The 17,356-nt window shown below is 69.2% G+C and carries 16 protein-coding genes; 13 read left to right on the top strand and 3 right to left on the bottom strand.

All coding sequences use genetic code 11. The features are described 5' to 3' along the window. Positions 1–2: 2 nt before the first annotated feature. Positions 3–356: a phage holin family protein gene (locus J2X21_RS12385; protein WP_310328844.1), complete on the bottom strand. Its 354-nt coding sequence runs from the start codon at positions 354–356 to the stop codon at positions 3–5. Positions 357–458: 102 nt separating this feature from the next. Between J2X21_RS12385 and J2X21_RS12380 the strand changes: the two genes are divergently transcribed. The 11 genes from J2X21_RS12380 to J2X21_RS12330 all read left to right on the top strand — a co-directional run bounded on the left by J2X21_RS12380 (position 459) and on the right by J2X21_RS12330 (position 10,752). Then, positions 459–1,196 carry an energy transducer TonB gene (locus J2X21_RS12380; RefSeq protein ID WP_310328842.1) on the top strand — a complete coding sequence of 246 codons (738 nt, stop codon included), beginning with the start codon at positions 459–461 and terminating at the stop codon, positions 1,194–1,196. Between the two features lie 19 nt (positions 1,197–1,215). Continuing rightward, positions 1,216–1,977, top strand: coding sequence for a MotA/TolQ/ExbB proton channel family protein (locus J2X21_RS12375; protein ID WP_310328841.1), 762 nt, complete (start codon positions 1,216–1,218; stop codon positions 1,975–1,977). A gap of 10 nt (positions 1,978–1,987) precedes the next feature. Continuing rightward, on the top strand, positions 1,988–2,404 hold the full coding sequence (locus tag J2X21_RS12370) for an ExbD/TolR family protein (protein ID WP_310328840.1): 417 nt from the start codon (positions 1,988–1,990) through the stop codon (positions 2,402–2,404). A 225-nt stretch (positions 2,405–2,629) separates the two neighbouring features. After that, positions 2,630–4,903, top strand: coding sequence for a TonB-dependent siderophore receptor (locus J2X21_RS12365; RefSeq protein ID WP_310328838.1), 2,274 nt, complete (start codon positions 2,630–2,632; stop codon positions 4,901–4,903). Positions 4,904–4,974: 71 nt separating this feature from the next. Beyond that, on the top strand, positions 4,975–5,655 hold the full coding sequence (locus J2X21_RS12360) for a Fe2+-dependent dioxygenase (protein WP_310328836.1): 681 nt from the start codon (positions 4,975–4,977) through the stop codon (positions 5,653–5,655). Then, the gene (locus J2X21_RS12355; RefSeq protein ID WP_310328834.1) at positions 5,640–6,299 is read left to right on the top strand and encodes a PepSY-associated TM helix domain-containing protein; all 660 of its coding nucleotides are present in this window, start codon (positions 5,640–5,642) and stop codon (positions 6,297–6,299) included. Before J2X21_RS12360 ends, J2X21_RS12355 begins: the two co-directional genes overlap by 16 nt. A gap of 24 nt (positions 6,300–6,323) precedes the next feature. Then, positions 6,324–6,863, top strand: a complete 540-nt coding sequence (locus J2X21_RS12350) for a DUF2271 domain-containing protein (protein ID WP_310328832.1) — start codon at positions 6,324–6,326, stop codon at positions 6,861–6,863. Between the two features lie 11 nt (positions 6,864–6,874). Next, positions 6,875–7,708, top strand: coding sequence for a DUF4198 domain-containing protein (locus J2X21_RS12345; protein ID WP_310328831.1), 834 nt, complete (start codon positions 6,875–6,877; stop codon positions 7,706–7,708). Positions 7,709–7,715: 7 nt separating this feature from the next. Continuing rightward, the gene (locus J2X21_RS12340; RefSeq protein WP_310328830.1) at positions 7,716–8,753 is read left to right on the top strand and encodes an FAD:protein FMN transferase; all 1,038 of its coding nucleotides are present in this window, start codon (positions 7,716–7,718) and stop codon (positions 8,751–8,753) included. Further along, positions 8,750–10,123: a sulfite reductase subunit alpha gene (locus J2X21_RS12335; protein ID WP_310328829.1), complete on the top strand. Its 1,374-nt coding sequence runs from the start codon at positions 8,750–8,752 to the stop codon at positions 10,121–10,123. The genes J2X21_RS12340 and J2X21_RS12335 overlap by 4 nt, the downstream gene beginning before the upstream one ends. A gap of 209 nt (positions 10,124–10,332) precedes the next feature. Continuing rightward, the gene (locus J2X21_RS12330) at positions 10,333–10,752 is read left to right on the top strand and encodes an SWIB/MDM2 domain-containing protein (RefSeq protein ID WP_310328827.1); all 420 of its coding nucleotides are present in this window, start codon (positions 10,333–10,335) and stop codon (positions 10,750–10,752) included. An 83-nt stretch (positions 10,753–10,835) separates the two neighbouring features. On the opposite strand, the gene J2X21_RS12325 is transcribed toward J2X21_RS12330, so the two are convergent. After that, positions 10,836–11,228, bottom strand: a complete 393-nt coding sequence (locus J2X21_RS12325) for a response regulator (RefSeq protein ID WP_310328825.1) — start codon at positions 11,226–11,228, stop codon at positions 10,836–10,838. A gap of 208 nt (positions 11,229–11,436) precedes the next feature. On the opposite strand from J2X21_RS12325, the gene J2X21_RS12320 reads away from it, so the two are divergent. Then, positions 11,437–12,249, top strand: a complete 813-nt coding sequence (locus tag J2X21_RS12320; RefSeq protein ID WP_310328824.1) for an MHFG family PEP-CTERM protein — start codon at positions 11,437–11,439, stop codon at positions 12,247–12,249. On the opposite strand, the gene uvrA is transcribed toward J2X21_RS12320, so the two are convergent. Continuing rightward, positions 12,250–15,138: an excinuclease ABC subunit UvrA gene (gene uvrA, locus J2X21_RS12315; RefSeq protein ID WP_310328823.1), complete on the bottom strand. Its 2,889-nt coding sequence runs from the start codon at positions 15,136–15,138 to the stop codon at positions 12,250–12,252. A gap of 136 nt (positions 15,139–15,274) precedes the next feature. Here uvrA and J2X21_RS12310 point away from each other — a divergent pair, with 136 nt between their 5' ends. Further along, a complete protein-coding gene (locus tag J2X21_RS12310; RefSeq protein WP_310328821.1) occupies positions 15,275–17,200 on the top strand; it encodes an alpha/beta hydrolase family protein in 1,926 nt (641 codons plus the stop codon). Positions 17,201–17,356: the final 156 nt, after the last annotated feature.

Raw genomic sequence — 17,356 nt, 5'->3', positions numbered from 1 at the left:
GTTCAGTCGGACGGAAACAGGCGTTCGACGACCACCTCGATGATCATGCCGCACAGGCTGTAGATCAGCGAGCCGATCAATGCGGCCCAGAAGCCTGTCACGGCCAGGCCGTCCAGCACCGAGGCGGCGGCCCAGAACATCAGCGCGTTGATGACGAACAGGAACAGCCCCAGCGTGAGCAGCGTGGCGGGCAGCGTCAACAGCACGAGGATGGGCCGCACGATGGTGTTGAGCAGGCCCAGCACCAGCGCCGCGATCAGCGCCGATGTGAAGCTCGTCACCACGACGCCGGGGTAGAGATGGGCGACCAGCAGCAGCGCGCCGGCCAGCAGCAACCAACGGATGAGCATCTTCATGTTGCCCAGCATACAAAAGCCAGGCAGCAACAATCGGCTGTTAATGGGAATAATTCGCATTCAGTGATAGCATCGTGGGCTTGATCCACCTGACTGTCTGGCGTGACCTCAGCCACCCCCGTCATCGTTGAATCCGATTCGCCCGCGCCGCAGCGCGTGGTAATGGCGTCTGGCCTGCCGCCCGCGCGGGGTGACGAGCTGGGGCCGAACGGCCGGCGCGCTTTGATCGGCGGTGTCGTGGCCCTGCACCTGGTGGGCGGCTGGGGCCTGCTGCAGGTGCAGGCCGTGCGGGATGCCGTGCGCGAGGTGGCGCCGGTGCTGATGGTCAACATGATCGCGCCGCCGGAGCCGCCCAAGGCCGCGCCGCCACCGCCGCCGCCCGCACAGCCCAAGCGGATGGCGCCGGCCCCGGCGCCCATCATTGCCGCCGCCCCGTCGCCCACGCCGGCCCCCGCTGCCTTCGTCACGCCGCCGCCCGATCCGGTGCCGCCCGCGCCGGTCGAAGTGGCCGCCGCGCCGCCCGCTCCTGTGCCCGCACCCCCGGCGCCGGTGTCCCTGCCCAAGCAGGTGCCGCCCAGCGCCGTGCGCTACGTGAAGCTGCCGGACCTGAACTTCCCGGCGCTGGCCAAGCGGGCCCGCGAGCAGGGCACGGTCGTGCTGCGCATCACCGTCGACGTCAATGGCCGCCTGAAGCACGCCACCGTGCACCGCTCGTCCGGTTTCGAGCGCATCGACCAGGCCGCACTTCGAGACATCCAGAGCGCGCGCTTTGCGCCGCAGACCGAAGACGGCAAGGCCGTCGAATGGCAGACCCTGGCCCCGCTGGCCTACGAACTTTGAACGCTAACTGAGAAACAACATGGACGCCACCGCCATCGCTGCTGCCGCAGCGCCTGCCCCGGGCTTCGGCCACTTCATCGCCCAGTCCGACGCTGTCGGCAAGTTCCTGCTCGGCGTGCTGGTCGTCATGTCCATCGCGTCGTGGGGTCTCATCCTGGCCAAGGGCGTCACGCAGTTTTTGCGCGGCAAGCGATCGATGACCTTCCTGGACTTCTTCTGGAACGCCCGCTCGCTGGATGCGGTGCAGGCCGAGCTGAACACGCATGGCGCTCGCGACCCGTTCTCGCACCTCAGCGCCCATGCGCTGCACGCCCAGGCCCACCACGCCCGCTATGGCGCCGCCAAGTTGTCGGAAGCCGGCACGGCCAATGACTTCATCACGCGGACCATCAAGAAGGTGCTGGACGAGGAGACCACGCAGCTGGAGTCGGGCCTGACGACGCTGGCCACCATCGGCGCGACGGCGCCGTTCGTGGGCCTGTTCGGCACGGTCTGGGGCGTCTATCACGCACTGCTGGCCATCGGCATGAGCGGCGCCGGCACGCTGGACAAGGTCGCCGGCCCGGTGGGCGAGGCGCTGATCATGACCGGCATCGGCCTGGCCGTCGCCATCCCCGCCGTCATCGCCTACAACGCCTTCACGCGCAGCAACCGCGTGTTGTCTGCGCGGCTGGACGCGTTCGCCTACGAACTGCACAGCTTCCTGACGCTGGGCGAGGCGCCCGGCGCCGGCGTGCAGACCGCCACCGTGCGCCCGCTGAAGCCGGCGACGGCCAACTGAGGCGCGCACCATGGCCTTCGCCTCCTTCGACAGCAAGCGCAGCAACGCGCCCGTTGCCGAGATCAACATGGTGCCGTTGATCGACGTCATGCTGGTGCTGCTGGTCATCTTCATCGTGACGGCGCCGCTGCTGACGCACGCGGTCAAGCTGGACCTGCCCAAGGTCAGCTCGCAGGTCAACGAGGTCAAGCCGGACAAGATCGAGTTCGCCATCGACGCCCAGGGCCAGCGCTACTGGAACGGCGAGGTGGTCACGCGCGAGGAGGCCGCACAGCGCTTCCTGGCCGAGGGCAAGAAGCCCACGCAGCCCGAGGTTCATCTGCGCGCCGATCAGGAATCGGCCTACAAGGCGGTCGCGCAGACGCTGGCCGACGCCTCCAAGGCCGGCCTGACCAAGGTCGGCTTCATCAGCGAACCCGAACGCTGACCGCGCCGTTCCGGCGTGGCACGTCGCTTGGATGCCACGTGCCATCACCCCTGCGCCAAAAAGTCTTTTCACCTATTAATGAGAATCATTATCATTAATGTTTCTGCGAGCGGCCACGCCGCCCGCGAATAGCAAGCCAGGCGTTCCCGGCCCGTTGCGACCCTCGGTCGGCACGGGCGGGCACGGCAAGCCAGCGCCTAGAAATCGAACCCCTGGAGCCCCCCCATGTCCATGATCAAGAGCCGCAAGCACAAGCTTGCCCCCCACGCCCTGGCCGCGCTGGCCGCCAGCCTGAGCCTGCCCGTCGCCGCCCAGCAGGCGTCCGCCGACGCCAAGAAGGATGAGGCCGCGCTGCCCACCGTGAAGGTGCAGGCTGCCAAGGACGTCCCGTTCAAGGCCGACGTCAGCGCCTCCTCCAAGATCACGCAGACGCTGCTGGAGACGCCCAAGACCATCCAGGTCGTCAAGAAGGAAACGCTGCAGGAGCAGGGCGCCGTGTCGCTGATGGAAGCGCTGCAGAACACGCCCGGCATCACGATGCAGCTGGGCGAGAACGGCAACACCTCGGCCGGCGACACCTTCCAGATGCGCGGCTTCTCGCTGCAGACCTCGACCTTCGTCGACGGTGTCCGCGACCTGGGCGCCGTCACGCGCGACGTGTTCAACCTGGAACAGATCGAGATCGTGAAAGGCCCGGCAGGTGCCGACACGGGCCGCGGCGCGAGCGCCGGCTACATCAACCTGATCAGCAAGCTGCCCCAGCTGGACACCATCACCGACGCCACCGTCACGCTGGGCGACGCCAGCCGCAAGCGCGCCACGCTGGACACCAATTTGCGCCTGGGTGAAAGCATCGCCGCCCGCGTCAACGTGATGGCCCAGGACAACGGCGTCCCCGGCCGCGACTTCGTGAAGAAGAAGGGCTGGGCGATCGCGCCGTCCGTGGCCTTCGGCCTGGGCACGCCGACGCGCTTCTACCTGTTCTCGCAGCACGTGCGCCAGGACAACAAGCCCGACGGCGGCATGTCCACGATCGGTTTCGAGGGCTTCTACAACGCCACGGCCGAGGTGCGCAACGCGACGCGACGCGCCACCAGTCAGTACTACGGCAGCAGCAGCGACTACGAGAAGATCGACGCCGACATGGTGACGGCCAAGCTGGAGATGGATCTGGGCGGCGGCACGACCATCCGCAACATCTCGCGCTACGGCCGCACCCACATGGACCGCGTGCTGACCGGCATCAACGCGATCACGGCCGTCACGCCGGCCGATCCGAGCACCTGGACCATCAGCCGCTCGCGCCAACGCGTCAACCAGACCAACGAGATCCTGGCCAACCAGACCAGCCTGAACACCTCGTTCACGCTGGCCGGCATGAAGCACGACCTGGCCACCGGCATCGAGCTGATGCACGAGCAGCAGCTGACGCTGGGCGTGGGCACGACCGCGCAGACCATCAACGGCGTGACCTACGCCGCCGTGGCAGCGCCCGCCGCCAACCTGTACAACCCGAACCGCGCCGACGCGATGGGCACGCCCTACCTGACGGGCGCAGACTCCGAAGGCAAGACGACCACACAGGCCCTCTACGCGTTCGACACCGTCAGCGTCACCGACGCGCTGAAGCTCAACGCCGGCCTGCGCTACGAGCACTTCAACATCTCGACGCTGTCGTCCGCCATCGCCAACAACACCATCAACCGCACCTCGCTGCGCCATGGCGACTGGATCACGAGCTGGAACGTCGGCGCCACCTACAAGCTGGCGGACAACGGCACGGTCTACGCCGCCGCCGCCAACTCCGTGACGCCCCCGGGCAGCGCCAACTTCACGCTGTCGGCCTCCGGCCAGGCCGCGGCCACGGCCGAGCCGCAGGAGACCAGCAACTACGAGATCGGCACGAAGTGGGAGCTGCTGGACAAGCGCCTGAACGTCAGCGCCGCGCTGTACCGCACCGAGAACGACAAGCAGGTCACGCAAGACCCGGTCACGCAGGCCAGCATCCAGAACGGCAAGACCCGCGTGGAAGGCATCGAGCTGGCCGCCGTCGGCCAGATCACGAACTTCTGGCAGATCACCGCCGGCCTGCAGACGATGAAGATCAAGCAGCTCAACCAGCAGAGCGTCAACAGCACCACCGGCGTCGTCACCGTCACCGACGGCGTGCGCTGGTCGCCGGACTTCTCGGCCACGCTGTGGACGTCCTACCAGTGGGGCGACCTGACCGTCGGCGGTGGTGCGCGCCACATGGCCGAGCAGAAGCGTGTCGTCACCGTCGCCGCCGCCGGCGCTACTCCGGCCAACACGCCCAACCTTCCGGCCTACACGGTGTTCGATCTGATGGCTGCCTATCGCGTTTCCAAGCTGGTCAACCTGCAGCTCAACGTCGCCAACATCACCGACAAGGTCTACATGCAGGCCCTGAACAACGGCGGCTCGCGCCTGTTCCTGGGCGCACCGCGCTCGGCGACGGTCACGGCCCGCTTCTCGTTCTAATGGGTCTTTCGAGCTAGCCAACCCCAAGCCCGCGCCGGCTCCGCACCGGGGCGGGCTTGGTCATTCCAGCCATGCTGCTTCATATCCCCGCCGTACTGAGCAAGGACGATGTGCGCGAAATGCGCCGCGGCCTCGACGCCGCCGACTGGACCGATGGCCGCCAGACCGTCGGCGAGCAGGGCGCGCAGGTCAAGCGCAACCTGCAGCTGCCGGTGGACCATCCCGTCGGCAAGCAGATCGGCGACCACATCCGCCAGGTGCTCGCCCGCCACCCGCTGTTCATCTCCGCCGCGCTGCCGCTGCGCACGCTGGCGCCGTTGTTCAACCGCTACGAAGGCGGCGGGCACTACGGCATGCACGTGGACGGCGCCGTCATGCGCCAGTCCGGCACCGAGCAGCCGCTGCGCAGCGACGTGTCCACCACTGTGTTCCTCAGCGAACCCGACGAATACGACGGCGGCGAACTCATCGTCTCCGACACCTACGGCGAGCACGAGGTCAAGCTGCCGGCGGGCGACATGGTCGTCTACGCCAGCAGCAGCCTGCACCGCGTCGAGCCCGTCACGCGCGGCGCGCGCGTGGCCTCCTTCTTCTGGACCCAGAGCATGGTGCGCGACGACGCCCGCCGCAGCATGCTGTACGAGCTGGACCAGACCATCCAGCGCCTGCGCGCACGCCTCGGCGACGACGACGAGACCAAGGCCTTGACCCACCACTATCACAACCTGCTGCGGCAATGGGCAGACCTGTGACCTCATCCAAGCCCCGCGCCTCCGATGCCGCGCGCCGCGCCGGCTGGCTCAAGCAGCTGCACAGCTGGCACTGGATCAGCTCGGCCATGTGCCTGGTCGGCATGATGCTGTTCGCCATCACCGGCATCACGCTGAACCACGCCAGCAGCATCGAGGCCAAGCCAGCGATCGTCCAGAAGCAGCTGCAGCTGCCCGCCGAGCTGGTGGCCCAGCTGCGTGCGCCCGACGCCGCCAAGGACGAGAAGAAGCCCGTGCCCGCCCCGCTGCGCGAGTGGATGGGCAAGCACCTGGACCGCAGCTTCGACGCCGCCACCGACGCCGAATGGACGCCTGACGAGATCTACGTCGCCCAGCCGCGCCCGGGTGGCGATGCGTGGCTGCGCATCGATCGCCAGAGCGGCGCCGCGGAGTACGAATCCACCGACCGTGGCTGGATCTCCTATCTGAACGACTTGCACAAAGGCCGCCACACCGGCACGGTCTGGAGCTGGTTCCTCGACATCTTCGCCGTGGCCTGCCTGGTGTTCTGCATCACCGGCCTGCTCATCCTCAAGTACCACGCCACCCACCGACCCAGCACCTGGCCGCTCGTCGGCATCGGCTTCGTGCTGCCGGCGCTGCTGGCGCTGCTGCTCATCCACTGAATCTTCCCTCCCGCGAGAACCACCATGACCCGTCGTTCCCTCACTCCCACCGCACTCAGCGCCATCGGCGCGCTCGGCGCCCTGAGCGTCGGCAGCTCCGCCTGGGCCGCCACTGTGCAGCTCAAGATCGAGGTGCCGCGCCTGAACGTGGCCGAGTACCACCGCCCCTACATCGGCGTGTGGCTGGAGAAGGCCGGCGAGCCCGCGGCCGCCGCGCAGCTGGCCGTGTGGTACGACCTGAAGAAGCCCAACAACGGTGGCACCAAGTGGCTGAAGGACATGCGCCAGTGGTGGCGCCAGGGCGGCCGCAACCTGACCATGCCGGTCGACGGCGTCAGCGGCGCCACGCGCGCGCCGGGCGAGCACGTCATCTCATTCGACAAGCACCCCAACCTGGACAAGCTGCCAGCCGGTCAGTACGAGATGGTCATCGAGTCCAGCCGCGAAGCCGGTGGCCGCGAAGTGCAGCGCATCCCCTTCACCTGGCCCATCAAGGCCGCCGGCGAAGTGAAGGCGCAAGGCGAGCACGAGTTGGGCGCCGTGCAGCTGACCGTCAAACCTTAAGGAGACCTGCCATGAGCTTCATTCACCGCCTCGCGCCCCTCGCCCTGGCCGCTGCCCTGCTGCCGCTGAGCGCCCATGCCCACCTGAGCTGGCTGCTGCCCAACCAGACGCAATTCGGCGCCGGTGGCCGCGAAGCCCCGGCCGCGGCCTTCGATGCCGCCGTCTCCGAAGACCTGTTCATCTTCGAGCGCGGCCTGAAGCTGGACACGCTGCGCATCACCGGCCCGGACGGCAAGCCGCTGGAAGCCGAGAACCGCACCAGCTCGCGCCACCGCGAGAGCTTCGAGGTCAAGCTGGCGCAGGACGGCACCTACCGCGTCAGCAACGTCAGCCAGGCCATCATGGGTGCCTACAAGCAGGGCGGCGAGACCAAGCGCTTCCGCACCACGCAGGCCAACCTGGCCAAGGACGTGCCGGCCGATGCCGAGATCACCAGCTTCGCCGTCACGACGACGCGCCAGCAGACCTTCGTCACGCGTGAGGACTCCAGCAAGTTCGCGTTCGCGCCCGAAGGCCAGGGCCTGGAGCTGCTGCCGCTGAGCCCCGTCACCGACCTGAGCCATGGCGACACCACGCGCTTCCGCCTCGTGCTGGACGGCAAGCCGCTGCCCAACGCCACGCTGCGCCTGCTGCGCGACGGCAACCGCTACCGCTACAAGATCGGCGAAGAAGCGCTGAAGAGCGACGACAAGGGCGAGTTCACCGTGAATTGGAGCGAGCCCGGCCGCTACCTGATCGGCGCCAACTTCGGCGAGCGCCCGGCGCAAGGCCAGCCGCAAGGCACGCGCGAGGCGCCGCTGCAGCGCGCGTCCTTGAGCGCGACCTTCGAGGTCCTGCCCAAGTAAGTCTCGCGTGACCGCTGTCGCCGCGCTCGAACCCCGCGTGCTGGTGCCGCTCGCCATCCGTGGCGAGCCGCCGGCCTGGGGCCAGGTCACCCATGAGCTGCAGGGGCAGAGCATGGGCACGACCTGGTCGGTGCGCTGCGTCGGCCCGCGCGAGTTGCGGCTGGAGGCCATCGCGCGCGCCATCGACACGGCGCTGGCCGGCGTCGTCGCGCAGATGAGCCACTGGGAGCCTGGTTCCGCGCTGAGCCGCTTCAACGCCGCGCCAGCCGGCCACGAGCAACTGCTGCCACCGGCCTTCGCGACCGTGATGGACGCGGCGCTGCGCGTCGCGGCCGCCAGCGATGGCGCCTACGACCCGGGCGCCGGCGAGTTGGTCGCGCTGTGGGGCTTCGGCCCTGCGGGCCTGCGGCCGCGCCATGACGAGCCGGGCTTCACGCTGCCCGGCGATGCCGCCATCGAGGCTGCCCGCCGCTCCTCACGCGCGCTGCGCTGGGACGCCGCCACGCGCCGCCTGACCCAGCCCGGCGGCGTGCGCCTGGACCTGTCCGCCATTGCCAAGGGCTATGCGGTGGACCGCGTGTCCGACGTGCTGGCCGACTGTGGCCTGCCCGACCATCTGGTTGAGATCGGCGGCGAACTGCGCGGCGCCGGACTCAAGCCCGACGGCCAGCCCTGGTGGGTGGAGCTGGAGCCACCGGCACCCGACTGCGGCCTCGCGCCCACGCGCGTCGCGCTGCACGGCCTGGCCATTGCCACGTCCGGTGACTACCGCCGCTGCTTCATCGACGCCGACGGCCGGCGCCGCCCGCACACGCTGGACCCTCGTACCGGCCGGCCGATCGAGCATGGCATCGCGTCGGTCAGCGTCGTGCACGACAGCGCGATGTGGGCCGACGCCTGGTCCACGGCGCTGACCGTGCTGGGGCCGCAGGCCGGTCTCGCGCTCGCGGTGGAGCAGGGCCTGGCCGCCCAGATCGTCTGGCGCGACGACGACGGCAGCTTCCGCGAAGCCTGGACGCCTGCGCTGCAGGAACTGTCGCTGTGATCACCGACCGCCTGCCTTTGGCGATCGCGCTGATCGCCCTCTACCTGCTGCTGTGTGCCTTCGTCACCTGGCGGTTCCGGCGCAAGCTGCGCCTGCAGGCCGAGGCCGCCGCGCAGCTGCTGCCGGCGATGGCCGGCGCCGGCGCGCCGCCCATGTGGGTGCTGCACGCCAGCCAGACCGGCCAGGCCGAAGACCTCGCGCTGCAGACCGCCCGCGCGCTGCACGTGGCCGGCCAGCCCGTGCGGCTGGCGGCGCTGGGCAGCATCCGCCCTGACGAGCTGCGCGGCGCCACGCATGCGCTGTTCGTCGTCAGCACCTACGGCGAGGGCGACCCGCCCGACGCCGCCACGCCTTTCTGGCGTGCCGCGCTGGAGGCTGCGCCCGACCTGAAAGGTCTGAACTTCGGCGTGCTTGCGCTGGGTGACCGCACGTACGACCACTTCTGCGGCTTCGGTCGCGAACTGGATGCGTGGTTGCAGCAGGCCGGCGCCAACGCGCTGTTCGAGCGCATCGACGTGGACCGCTGCGACGCCGCCGCGCTGGAGCACTGGCGCCACCAACTGGGCCATATCGCCGGCACCGCCGACATGCCCGCGTGGGAAGAGGCTCACTTCGACCCCTGGCAGCTGGCCGCGCGCGAGCACCTGAACCCCGGCAGCGCCGGTGGCGGCGTCTTCCACATCGAGCTGTTGCCGCCCGCGGGCCAGGCCCTGCCCGACTGGCAGGCCGGCGACCTCGTGCAGGTGCAGCACGCGAGCGAGCCCGGGCGGCCACGCGAATACACCGTCGCATCGCTGCCGGCCGACGGCCGCGTGCACTTGATGGTGCGCCAGACGCAGCGCGACGACGGCAGCCTGGGCCTGGCGTCCGGCTGGCTGACTGCGCAGTCGCAGGTCGGCGACACCATCGCGCTACGCGTGCGCAGCCATGCCGCTTTTCGCATCGGCGAAAACGCCGCGCGGCCGCTGATCCTCATTGGCAATGGCACGGGCCTGGCCGGCCTGCGCGCCCATCTGAAGGCGCGTGCCGTTGCCGGCGCTCCGCCGGCCTGGCTGGTCTATGGCGAGCGCCAGGCCGCGCATGACGCGCATTACGACGGCGAGCTGCAAGCCTGGGCCGCGCAAGGCCTGCTCGCGCGGCTGGACCGCGTCTACTCGCGCGACCAGGCGCAGCAGCGCTATGTGCAGCATCTGCTCGCCGAACAGGCCCACACGCTGCGCGAATGGCTTGCGAAAGACGCCGCCATCTACGTCTGCGGCAGCCTGCAAGGCATGGCCACGGCGGTCGATGAGGTGCTGCGCGAGACCCTTGGCGAAGCGCAGATCGACCACCTCATCGAGCAGGGCCGCTACCGCCGCGACGTGTACTGAACGTGCATCGACCGGGGGCGCAGTGATGCAGGCCCGCTACAACCCCGATGTTTCCTGGGCGGATACGCGTTTCCTCCTGGGAGAAAGCCTTCTCTTTCCCTAGAGAAGCGCAGTACCATCGCCGCCGCAGGGTGCTAGAGAGTATTGAAGGCTTACGCGGCCTTCACCCGGACCCGGCACATCAACAACCTTTGATGGAGTGAATCGACATGGCAACTGCGAAGAAGGCCGCGCCCGCGAAGAAGGCGGCTCCGGCCAAGAAGGCCGCCCCGGCGAAGAAGGCGGCTGCGCCCGCGAAGAAGGCAGCTCCGGCCAAGAAGGCCGCTGCTCCTGCGAAGAAGGCAGCCCCGGCCAAGAAGGCCGCTGCGCCCGCCAAGAAGCGCACGCCCAACGCCGCCTTCATGAAGGCCCTGACCCCCAGCGCGGCTCTGGCCGCCATCGTCGGCTCGGCACCCCTGCCGCGCACCGACGTGACCAAGAAGGTCTGGGAATACATCAAGAAGAACAAGCTGCAGGACGAGCTGCAGAAGCGCGTCATCAACGCCGACGCCAAGCTGAAGGAAATCTTCGGCAAGGCCAAGGCCGACATGTTCGAGATGACCAAGCTGATCAACAGCCACCTGAAGTGAAGCGGCGCCGCGCTCGCCGCGGCCTCGCCTCCGACAAACCCGGCTTCGGCCGGGTTTTTTCTTGCCTTGTGGCTTAACAGGCCCTAGTCCAGCAAGCCCTGCAGCGCGCGCTGCAGTTGCGGCACGTCAATGGGCTTGAGCCAGTAGTCGGCAAAGCCGGCCTCGCGAGCCGCACGGACGATGGCGCTGGGGTCGTCGGCCGACAAGGCCACCCAGCGCGAATGCTGGATCGCATCCGCCAGGCTGGGGTCGGCCACGGCCTGGCGGCGCAGCTCCAGCCCCGTCATGTCGGGCAGGTTCATGTCCACCAGCACCAGGTCGGGCCGCTGCTCGGCGAGTGCCTGCAGGGCCTCCGCGCCGGTCTCGGCGCAGCGCAGCTGCCAGCCCGGCAACTGCCGGAGCACCTCTTCCATCAGGATCAGGTGGATGCGGTCGTCTTCGACGTAGAGCACCTGCGGGGAGGCGTGAGCGGACATGGAGCGATCGGGGACTGCAAGGAAGCGGTCGGCACGATAGCAGCAATGGCCGGCGGTGCACCCTGGCTGCTTTTCCAGGTTTTGCGTGATTTATCTCACCCCCGGCACACCCCGCCTTCGGGGGGATTCAACGGGTACAAACCCTAGCCATCCCTAATACTTGGGCCATGCGCCCTGGTTCGGGCGTGCCGCCGTCGTCTGGCCCCTCATGTCCCTGATCGCCACCCTCGCCCTTGCCGTTTCGGCCGGGTCCACGCTGCCCCAGTGCAGCTGGGACCGCCCCGGTGCGAACCCCTTCATGGGTGATGTGGTCGCGGCCGTCGACCGCTACCGGGACATCCCGGCCGCCACGCGCGACAAGCTGAAGGCGCGCATGCAGGCCCGCCAGTACGACGACATGGTCGTCATCGAGCGCGACGCGATCAAGGGCCAGGCCACCTACGCGCCGGAGATCCGCGACATGCATTTCGGCCCCGGCGCCGTCTGCACGACCGTCACGCGCACGAAGTGGACGGCCAAGACGCAGGAGCGCGGCCTGGTCTATTGCGAGGACGGCCAGTGCATCCTGGTGCCCACGGTCTGCCGCAACGTCAGCCGCATCCGCCGCCTGGAGAAGCCGGCCGCGATCGCGCCCAGCCAGGCCACCAACGTCGCCTCGTCGGCCCGCGCCGAAGAGACGGCGCCGCTGGAATTCGAGGCCCCTGGCGCTGGTCCCATGGCCGCCGCGCCGGCCGACAGCTTTGCCGGCCAGTCCGGCGCTGCCTCACTGGGCGGCCCGGGCGAGGCCGCGCCCAGCGCCAGCTTTGCCAGCCTGGGCGGCACGCCGGCGACGGGCCCCAGCGGTTCGGGCGGCCCCCAGCTGGTGGGCATCGGCATCCCGTCGCTGCCACCCGGCACCGTGCGCCCCACCGAATCGCTGCCGGGCGTGACGCCGGCCGTGCCCGAACCGGGCACCTGGGCCATGATCGCCGCCGGCCTGATGGTCATCGGCTTCCGCGCCAGGCGCGGCCGTCGGGACTGATCAGCGCTTCCTGAGCAGGGGTGCCAGATAGCGCCCCGTGTGGCTGGCCTCGCAGGCCGCCACGTCTTCCGGCGTGCCGGCCACCAGCAGCGTGCCGCCGCCCGCGCCGCCCTCCGGGCCCATGTCGATGAGCCAGTCGGCCGTCTTGATGACGTCCAGGTTGTGCTCGATGACGACGATGGTGTTGCCCGCGTCGCGCAGCTGGTGCAGCACCTTCAGCAGCAGTGCGATGTCGGCGAAGTGCAGGCCGGTGGTGGGCTCGTCCAGGATGTAGAGCGTGCGGCCGGTGTCGCGCTTGCTCAGCTCCAGCGCCAGCTTCACGCGCTGCGCCTCGCCGCCGGACAGCGTCGTCGCGCTCTGGCCCAGCTTCACATAGCCCAGGCCCACGTCCAGCAGCGTCTGCAGCTTGCGCGCCAGCGTGGGCACGGCGTTGAACAGGTTGAAGGCGTCCTCCACCGTCATGTTCAGCACGTCGGTGATGTTCTTGCCTTTGTAGAGCACCTCCAGCGTCTCGCGGTTGTAGCGCCGGCCCTGGCAGACGTCGCAGGGCACGTAGACGTCGGGCAGGAAGTGCATCTCCACCTTCAGCACGCCGTCGCCCTGGCAGGCCTCGCAGCGGCCGCCGGCGACGTTGAAGCTGAAGCGCCCCGGTCCGTAGCCGCGCTCGCGCGCCGTGGGCATCTCGGCGAACAGCTCGCGGATGGGCGTGAACAGGCCCGTGTAGGTGGCCGGGTTGGAGCGCGGCGTGCGGCCGATGGGCGACTGGTCGACGTTGATGACCTTGTCGAACGCGTCCAGCCCCTCGATCTCGTCGTGCGTCGCCGGGTCGGCATGGCTTTGGTAGAGCTTCTTCGCGACGGCGGCGTACAGCGTGTCGTTGACCAGCGTGCTCTTGCCGGAGCCTGAGACGCCGGTCACGCAGGTCAGCAGGCCGACGGGCACCTCGACGCTGACGCCCTTCAGGTTGTTGCCGCGGGCGTTGACGATGCGCAGCTTCTGGTCCTCGAACGCCTTGTGGCGCTGGGCCGGCACCTCGATGCGCGCCGCGCCGCTGAGGTATTGGCCGGTCAGCGAGTTGGGGTCGGCCGCCACCTGCTCCGGCGTGCCCTGCGACATGATCTTGCCGCCATGCACGCCGGCGCCCGGGCCGAGGTCCAGCACCCAGTCGGCGGCGCGGATGGCGTCCTCGTCGTGCTCCACGACCAGCACCGAGTTGCCCAGGTCGCGCAGCCGCCGCAGCGTGGCGATCAGGCGGTCGTTGTCGCGCTGGTGCAGGCCGATGCTGGGCTCGTCCAGCACATACATGACGCCTGTCAGGCCGGAGCCGATCTGCGAGGCCAGCCGGATGCGCTGCGCCTCGCCACCCGACAGCGTGTCGGCGCTGCGGTCCAGGCTCAGGTAGTTCAGGCCCACGTCGTTCAGGAAGCGCAGGCGCGACGAGATCTCGCGGATGACCTTGTCGCCGATCTCGGCCTTGTTGCCCTTGAGCTTGAGCCCTTCGAAGTAGTCCAGGCACTCGCGCAGCGTCGAATGCTCCACCTCGTAGATGGGGCGGCCCTTGAAGCCGGCTGCGGCGTCGGCCGGTTGCAGCACCACATGCCGGGCCTCGCGGCGCAGGCGTGAGCCTTCGCAGCTGGGGCAGGGCTTGGCGGCCATGTAGCGCGCCAGGTCTTCGCGCACGGCGGCCGAGTCGGTCTCCTTGAAGCGGCGCTGCAGGTTGGGCAGGATGCCCTCGAACGGGTGCTGGCGCTTCACCGAGCGCTTCTTGCCGCTGGTCGTCTCGGCCTGATAGACGAAGCTGATGTCCTGCTCGCCCGAGCCGTGCAGCAGCACCTGCTGCGCGTCCGCGGGCAGGCTCTCCCATGGCGCCTCGACGTCGAAGCCGTAGTGCGCCGCGACCGATTCCAGCAGCGAGAAGGTGTAGGGATTGCGGCGGTCCCAGCCCTTCACGGCGCCGCTGGCCAGGCTCAACGTCGGGAACGCGACGACGCGGTCGGCGTCGAACACGGTGGTCTGGCCCAGGCCTTCGCAGCTGGGGCAGGCGCCCACCGGCGAGTTGAACGAGAACAGCCGCGGCTCCAGCTCAGGCAGCGAGTAGGAGCAGACCGGGCAGGCGAACTTGCTGGAGAACAGGGTCGTGGCGCCCGAGTCCATGTCCAGCACCAGCGCACGGCCCTCGGCCAGGCGCAGCGCGGCCTCGAAGCTCTCGGCCAGGCGCTGGCGCAGCTGGTCGTGCGAGTCGGCGCGCAGCTTCACGCGGTCGATGACCACGTCGATGTCGTGCTTCTCGGTCTTCTTCAGCGCCGGGATGGCGGGCGCCTCGACGGTGGCGCCGTCCACGCGGAAGCGGATGTAGCCCTGGGCCTGCAGGTCCTGGAACAGCTCGACGAACTCGCCCTTGCGGTCGCGCACCACCGGCGCCAGCAGCATCAGCTTGCTCTCGTCGGGCAGGGCCAGCACGGCGTCCACCATCTGGCTGACCGACTGCGCCTCCAGCGGCAGGTGGTGGTCGGGGCAGAACGGCGTGCCGGCACGGGCGTACAGCAGGCGCAGGTAGTCGTGGATCTCGGTGACCGTGCCGACCGTGGAGCGCGGGTTGTGCGAGGTCGCCTTCTGCTCGATGGAGATCGCGGGCGACAGGCCCTCGATGACGTCCACATCCGGCTTGTCCATCAGCTGCAGGAATTGCCGCGCGTAGCTGGACAGGCTTTCCACATAACGCCGCTGGCCCTCGGCGTAGAGCGTGTCGAAGGCCAGCGAGGATTTGCCCGAGCCCGACAGCCCCGTGATGACCACCAGCGCGTGGCGCGGCAGGTCGACGTCGATGTTCTTCAGGTTGTGGGTGCGCGCGCCGCGCACGCGGATGAATTTCGACTCAGGGAGCGACATGGGAGTTTTCACAAGCGAACCGGCCATGATAGGCCGCCAGAATGCGACGCTCAAAACCGACAGGGAGGTCCCGTTGAGGACGATATTCGGTACCGCAGTCATCGCATGGGCAACGCTGGTCGGGCATGGGGCCGTTATGGCCGCCGAACCGCCGCCCGTCAGCGCGTTCTTCAAGCGGCCCTCCGTGCGCGCGCCCAAGCTCAGCCCCAGCGGCCGCTACCTCGCCATCCAGGCGGCGGGCCGCAACGACCGCATGTGGCTGGCCGTGCTGGACCTGCAGGACATGAAGTCGCCCAAGTTCGTGGCCGGCTTCAACGATGCCGACATCGCCCACCACCATTGGGTCAACGAAGACCGGCTGGTGTTCGACGTGTCCGACTCGCCGGACGGCACGACCCGTGTCGTCGCCCAGGGGCTGTGGGCGGTGGACCGCGACGGCAGCAAGCAGCGCCAGCTCATCAACAGCGACAAGCACTTCATCGGCACCGCGACGCTGATCAACGACCGCCGGCTGGACATCAACTGGACCCTGCGCGGCGTGCCGCCGGGCCTGGACGGCAACGAGGTCATCGTGCTGCGGCGGCCCTGGTCGGACGACAGCGAGGCCATGGGCGTGCAGCTGGCGCGGCTGGACACGCGCACCGGCCTCATGCGCACGATCAGCCAGGGCATTCCCGACTACACGCGGCGCTGGCTGCTGGACTGGCGCGGCGAGCCCTATCTCGTCGAGACCGAGCACCAGGGGCGCGTGCGCAGCTACCGGCGCGATGCGGAAGGTCGCTGGCAACCCTGGGTGGAGGACGACCCCCAAGCCCGCAAGAACCCGCTGCCCACCTGGGTGGGGCCCGACGACCTGATGCTGGGCGAGCAGGGCTCACGCGGCTACGCCGCCGTGTTCAAGCTGGACCCCAAGACCGGCCGCAGCGACGGCGAGCCGCTGGTCTCCACACCCGGCTATGACTTCGAGGGCAGCTTCATCACCGAACCCGGCAGCGGCCGCCTGCTGGGCGTGCGCTACGAGACCGATGCGCCGGGCACCGCCTGGCTGGACGCCGGCATGAAGGCCGTGCAGGCCGACATCGACGCCCGCCTGCCCGGCAGCATCAACCTCATCGAGTGCCTGCGCTGCGTCGGCGCCAGCCATCTGGTCGTCACGTCGCTGTCGGACCTGCGGCCGCCGCTCTACTACCTGTACAAGACGGCCGACAAGTCGCTGCAGCCGCTGGCGGGCACGCGACCCGACCTGCCGCCGGCCGCGATGGGCCAGCGCGACTACCACCGCGTCAAGATGCGCGACGGGCTGGAGATCCCGGTGCTGGTCACGCAGCCGGCCGGCGGCGTGAAGCGCGCGACGCCCACCGTCGTGCTGGTGCATGGCGGGCCGTATCTGCGGGGCACGAACTGGGCCTGGGAGCGTGATGCGCAGTTCCTCGCCAGTCGCGGCTACCTGGTGCTGGAACCGGAGTTCCGCGGCAGCACCGGCTACGGGTGGCGCCACTTCCGTGCCGGCTGGAAGCAATGGGGGCTGGCCATGCAGGACGACATCGGCGACACGCTGGCCTGGGCCGTCAAGCAGGGCTGGGCCGACCCCAAGCGCGCCTGCATCGCCGGCGCCAGCTACGGCGGCTACGCGGCGCTGATGGGCGCGGTCACACAGGCCGATCTGTTCAAGTGCGCGGTCAGCTGGGTGGGCGTCACCGACATCGGGCTGCTGTCCAGCATCTCCTGGAGCGACGCGTCCGACGAGTGGCGCAAGTACGGCATGAGGCGCCTGATCGCCGATCCGGCCACCGACGCCGAGCAGATCAGGAAGACCTCGCCGCTGCAGCGCGCCGCCGAGGTGCGCCTGCCGCTGCTGGTGGCCTACGGCGCGGAGGACCGGCGCGTGCCGCTCAAGCACGGCACCGACTTCAAGTCCGCGCTGCGCGCCGACCAGCCGATGGAATGGGTGGTCTACGGCGACGAAGGCCATGGCTGGTTCAACCTGAAGACCAACGAGGACTTCTGGGGGCGCGTGGAGCGTTTCCTGGGGCGTCACATCGGCAACGCGAGCACACCATGAAGTTCACCGCGCGCCAGGCATCTCGGGCCTGCGAACCGACCATTCATCCCGGCCGCCTGCAACTCACCACCCGCGCCTGACGCTTCATCGCAGCGGCGTGGCGGCGTGGCGGCGGGCGGTGCCTTTGCAGAAACTGCTTCCATCGACACAGCAATC

This window comes from Roseateles asaccharophilus, assembly GCF_031458115.1.
Classification (GTDB): Bacteria; Pseudomonadota; Gammaproteobacteria; order Burkholderiales; family Burkholderiaceae_C; genus Pelomonas; species Pelomonas asaccharophilus_A.
Note: the sequence above shows the minus strand (reverse complement) of the source record. Positions and strands in the feature narration are given on the sequence as shown.

Bases quoted from the DNA above. Each gene is read 5' to 3' on its own strand.
- J2X21_RS12385 (WP_310328844.1), bottom strand. From the start codon at position 356: ATGAAGATGCTCATCCGTTGGTTGCTGCTGGCCGGCGCGCTGCTGCTG.
- J2X21_RS12375 (WP_310328841.1), top strand. From the start codon at position 1,216: ATGGACGCCACCGCCATCGCTGCTGCCGCAGCGCCTGCCCCGGGCTTC.
- J2X21_RS12370 (WP_310328840.1), top strand. From the start codon at position 1,988: ATGGCCTTCGCCTCCTTCGACAGCAAGCGCAGCAACGCGCCCGTTGCC.
- J2X21_RS12365 (WP_310328838.1), top strand. From the start codon at position 2,630: ATGTCCATGATCAAGAGCCGCAAGCACAAGCTTGCCCCCCACGCCCTG.
- J2X21_RS12360 (WP_310328836.1), top strand. From the start codon at position 4,975: ATGCTGCTTCATATCCCCGCCGTACTGAGCAAGGACGATGTGCGCGAA.
- J2X21_RS12355 (WP_310328834.1), top strand. From the start codon at position 5,640: ATGGGCAGACCTGTGACCTCATCCAAGCCCCGCGCCTCCGATGCCGCG.
- J2X21_RS12350 (WP_310328832.1), top strand. From the start codon at position 6,324: ATGACCCGTCGTTCCCTCACTCCCACCGCACTCAGCGCCATCGGCGCG.
- J2X21_RS12345 (WP_310328831.1), top strand. From the start codon at position 6,875: ATGAGCTTCATTCACCGCCTCGCGCCCCTCGCCCTGGCCGCTGCCCTG.
- J2X21_RS12330 (WP_310328827.1), top strand. From the start codon at position 10,333: ATGGCAACTGCGAAGAAGGCCGCGCCCGCGAAGAAGGCGGCTCCGGCC.
- J2X21_RS12325 (WP_310328825.1), bottom strand. From the start codon at position 11,228: ATGTCCGCTCACGCCTCCCCGCAGGTGCTCTACGTCGAAGACGACCGC.
- J2X21_RS12320 (WP_310328824.1), top strand. From the start codon at position 11,437: ATGTCCCTGATCGCCACCCTCGCCCTTGCCGTTTCGGCCGGGTCCACG.
- uvrA (WP_310328823.1), bottom strand. From the start codon at position 15,138: ATGTCGCTCCCTGAGTCGAAATTCATCCGCGTGCGCGGCGCGCGCACC.
- J2X21_RS12310 (WP_310328821.1), top strand. From the start codon at position 15,275: ATGGCCGCCGAACCGCCGCCCGTCAGCGCGTTCTTCAAGCGGCCCTCC.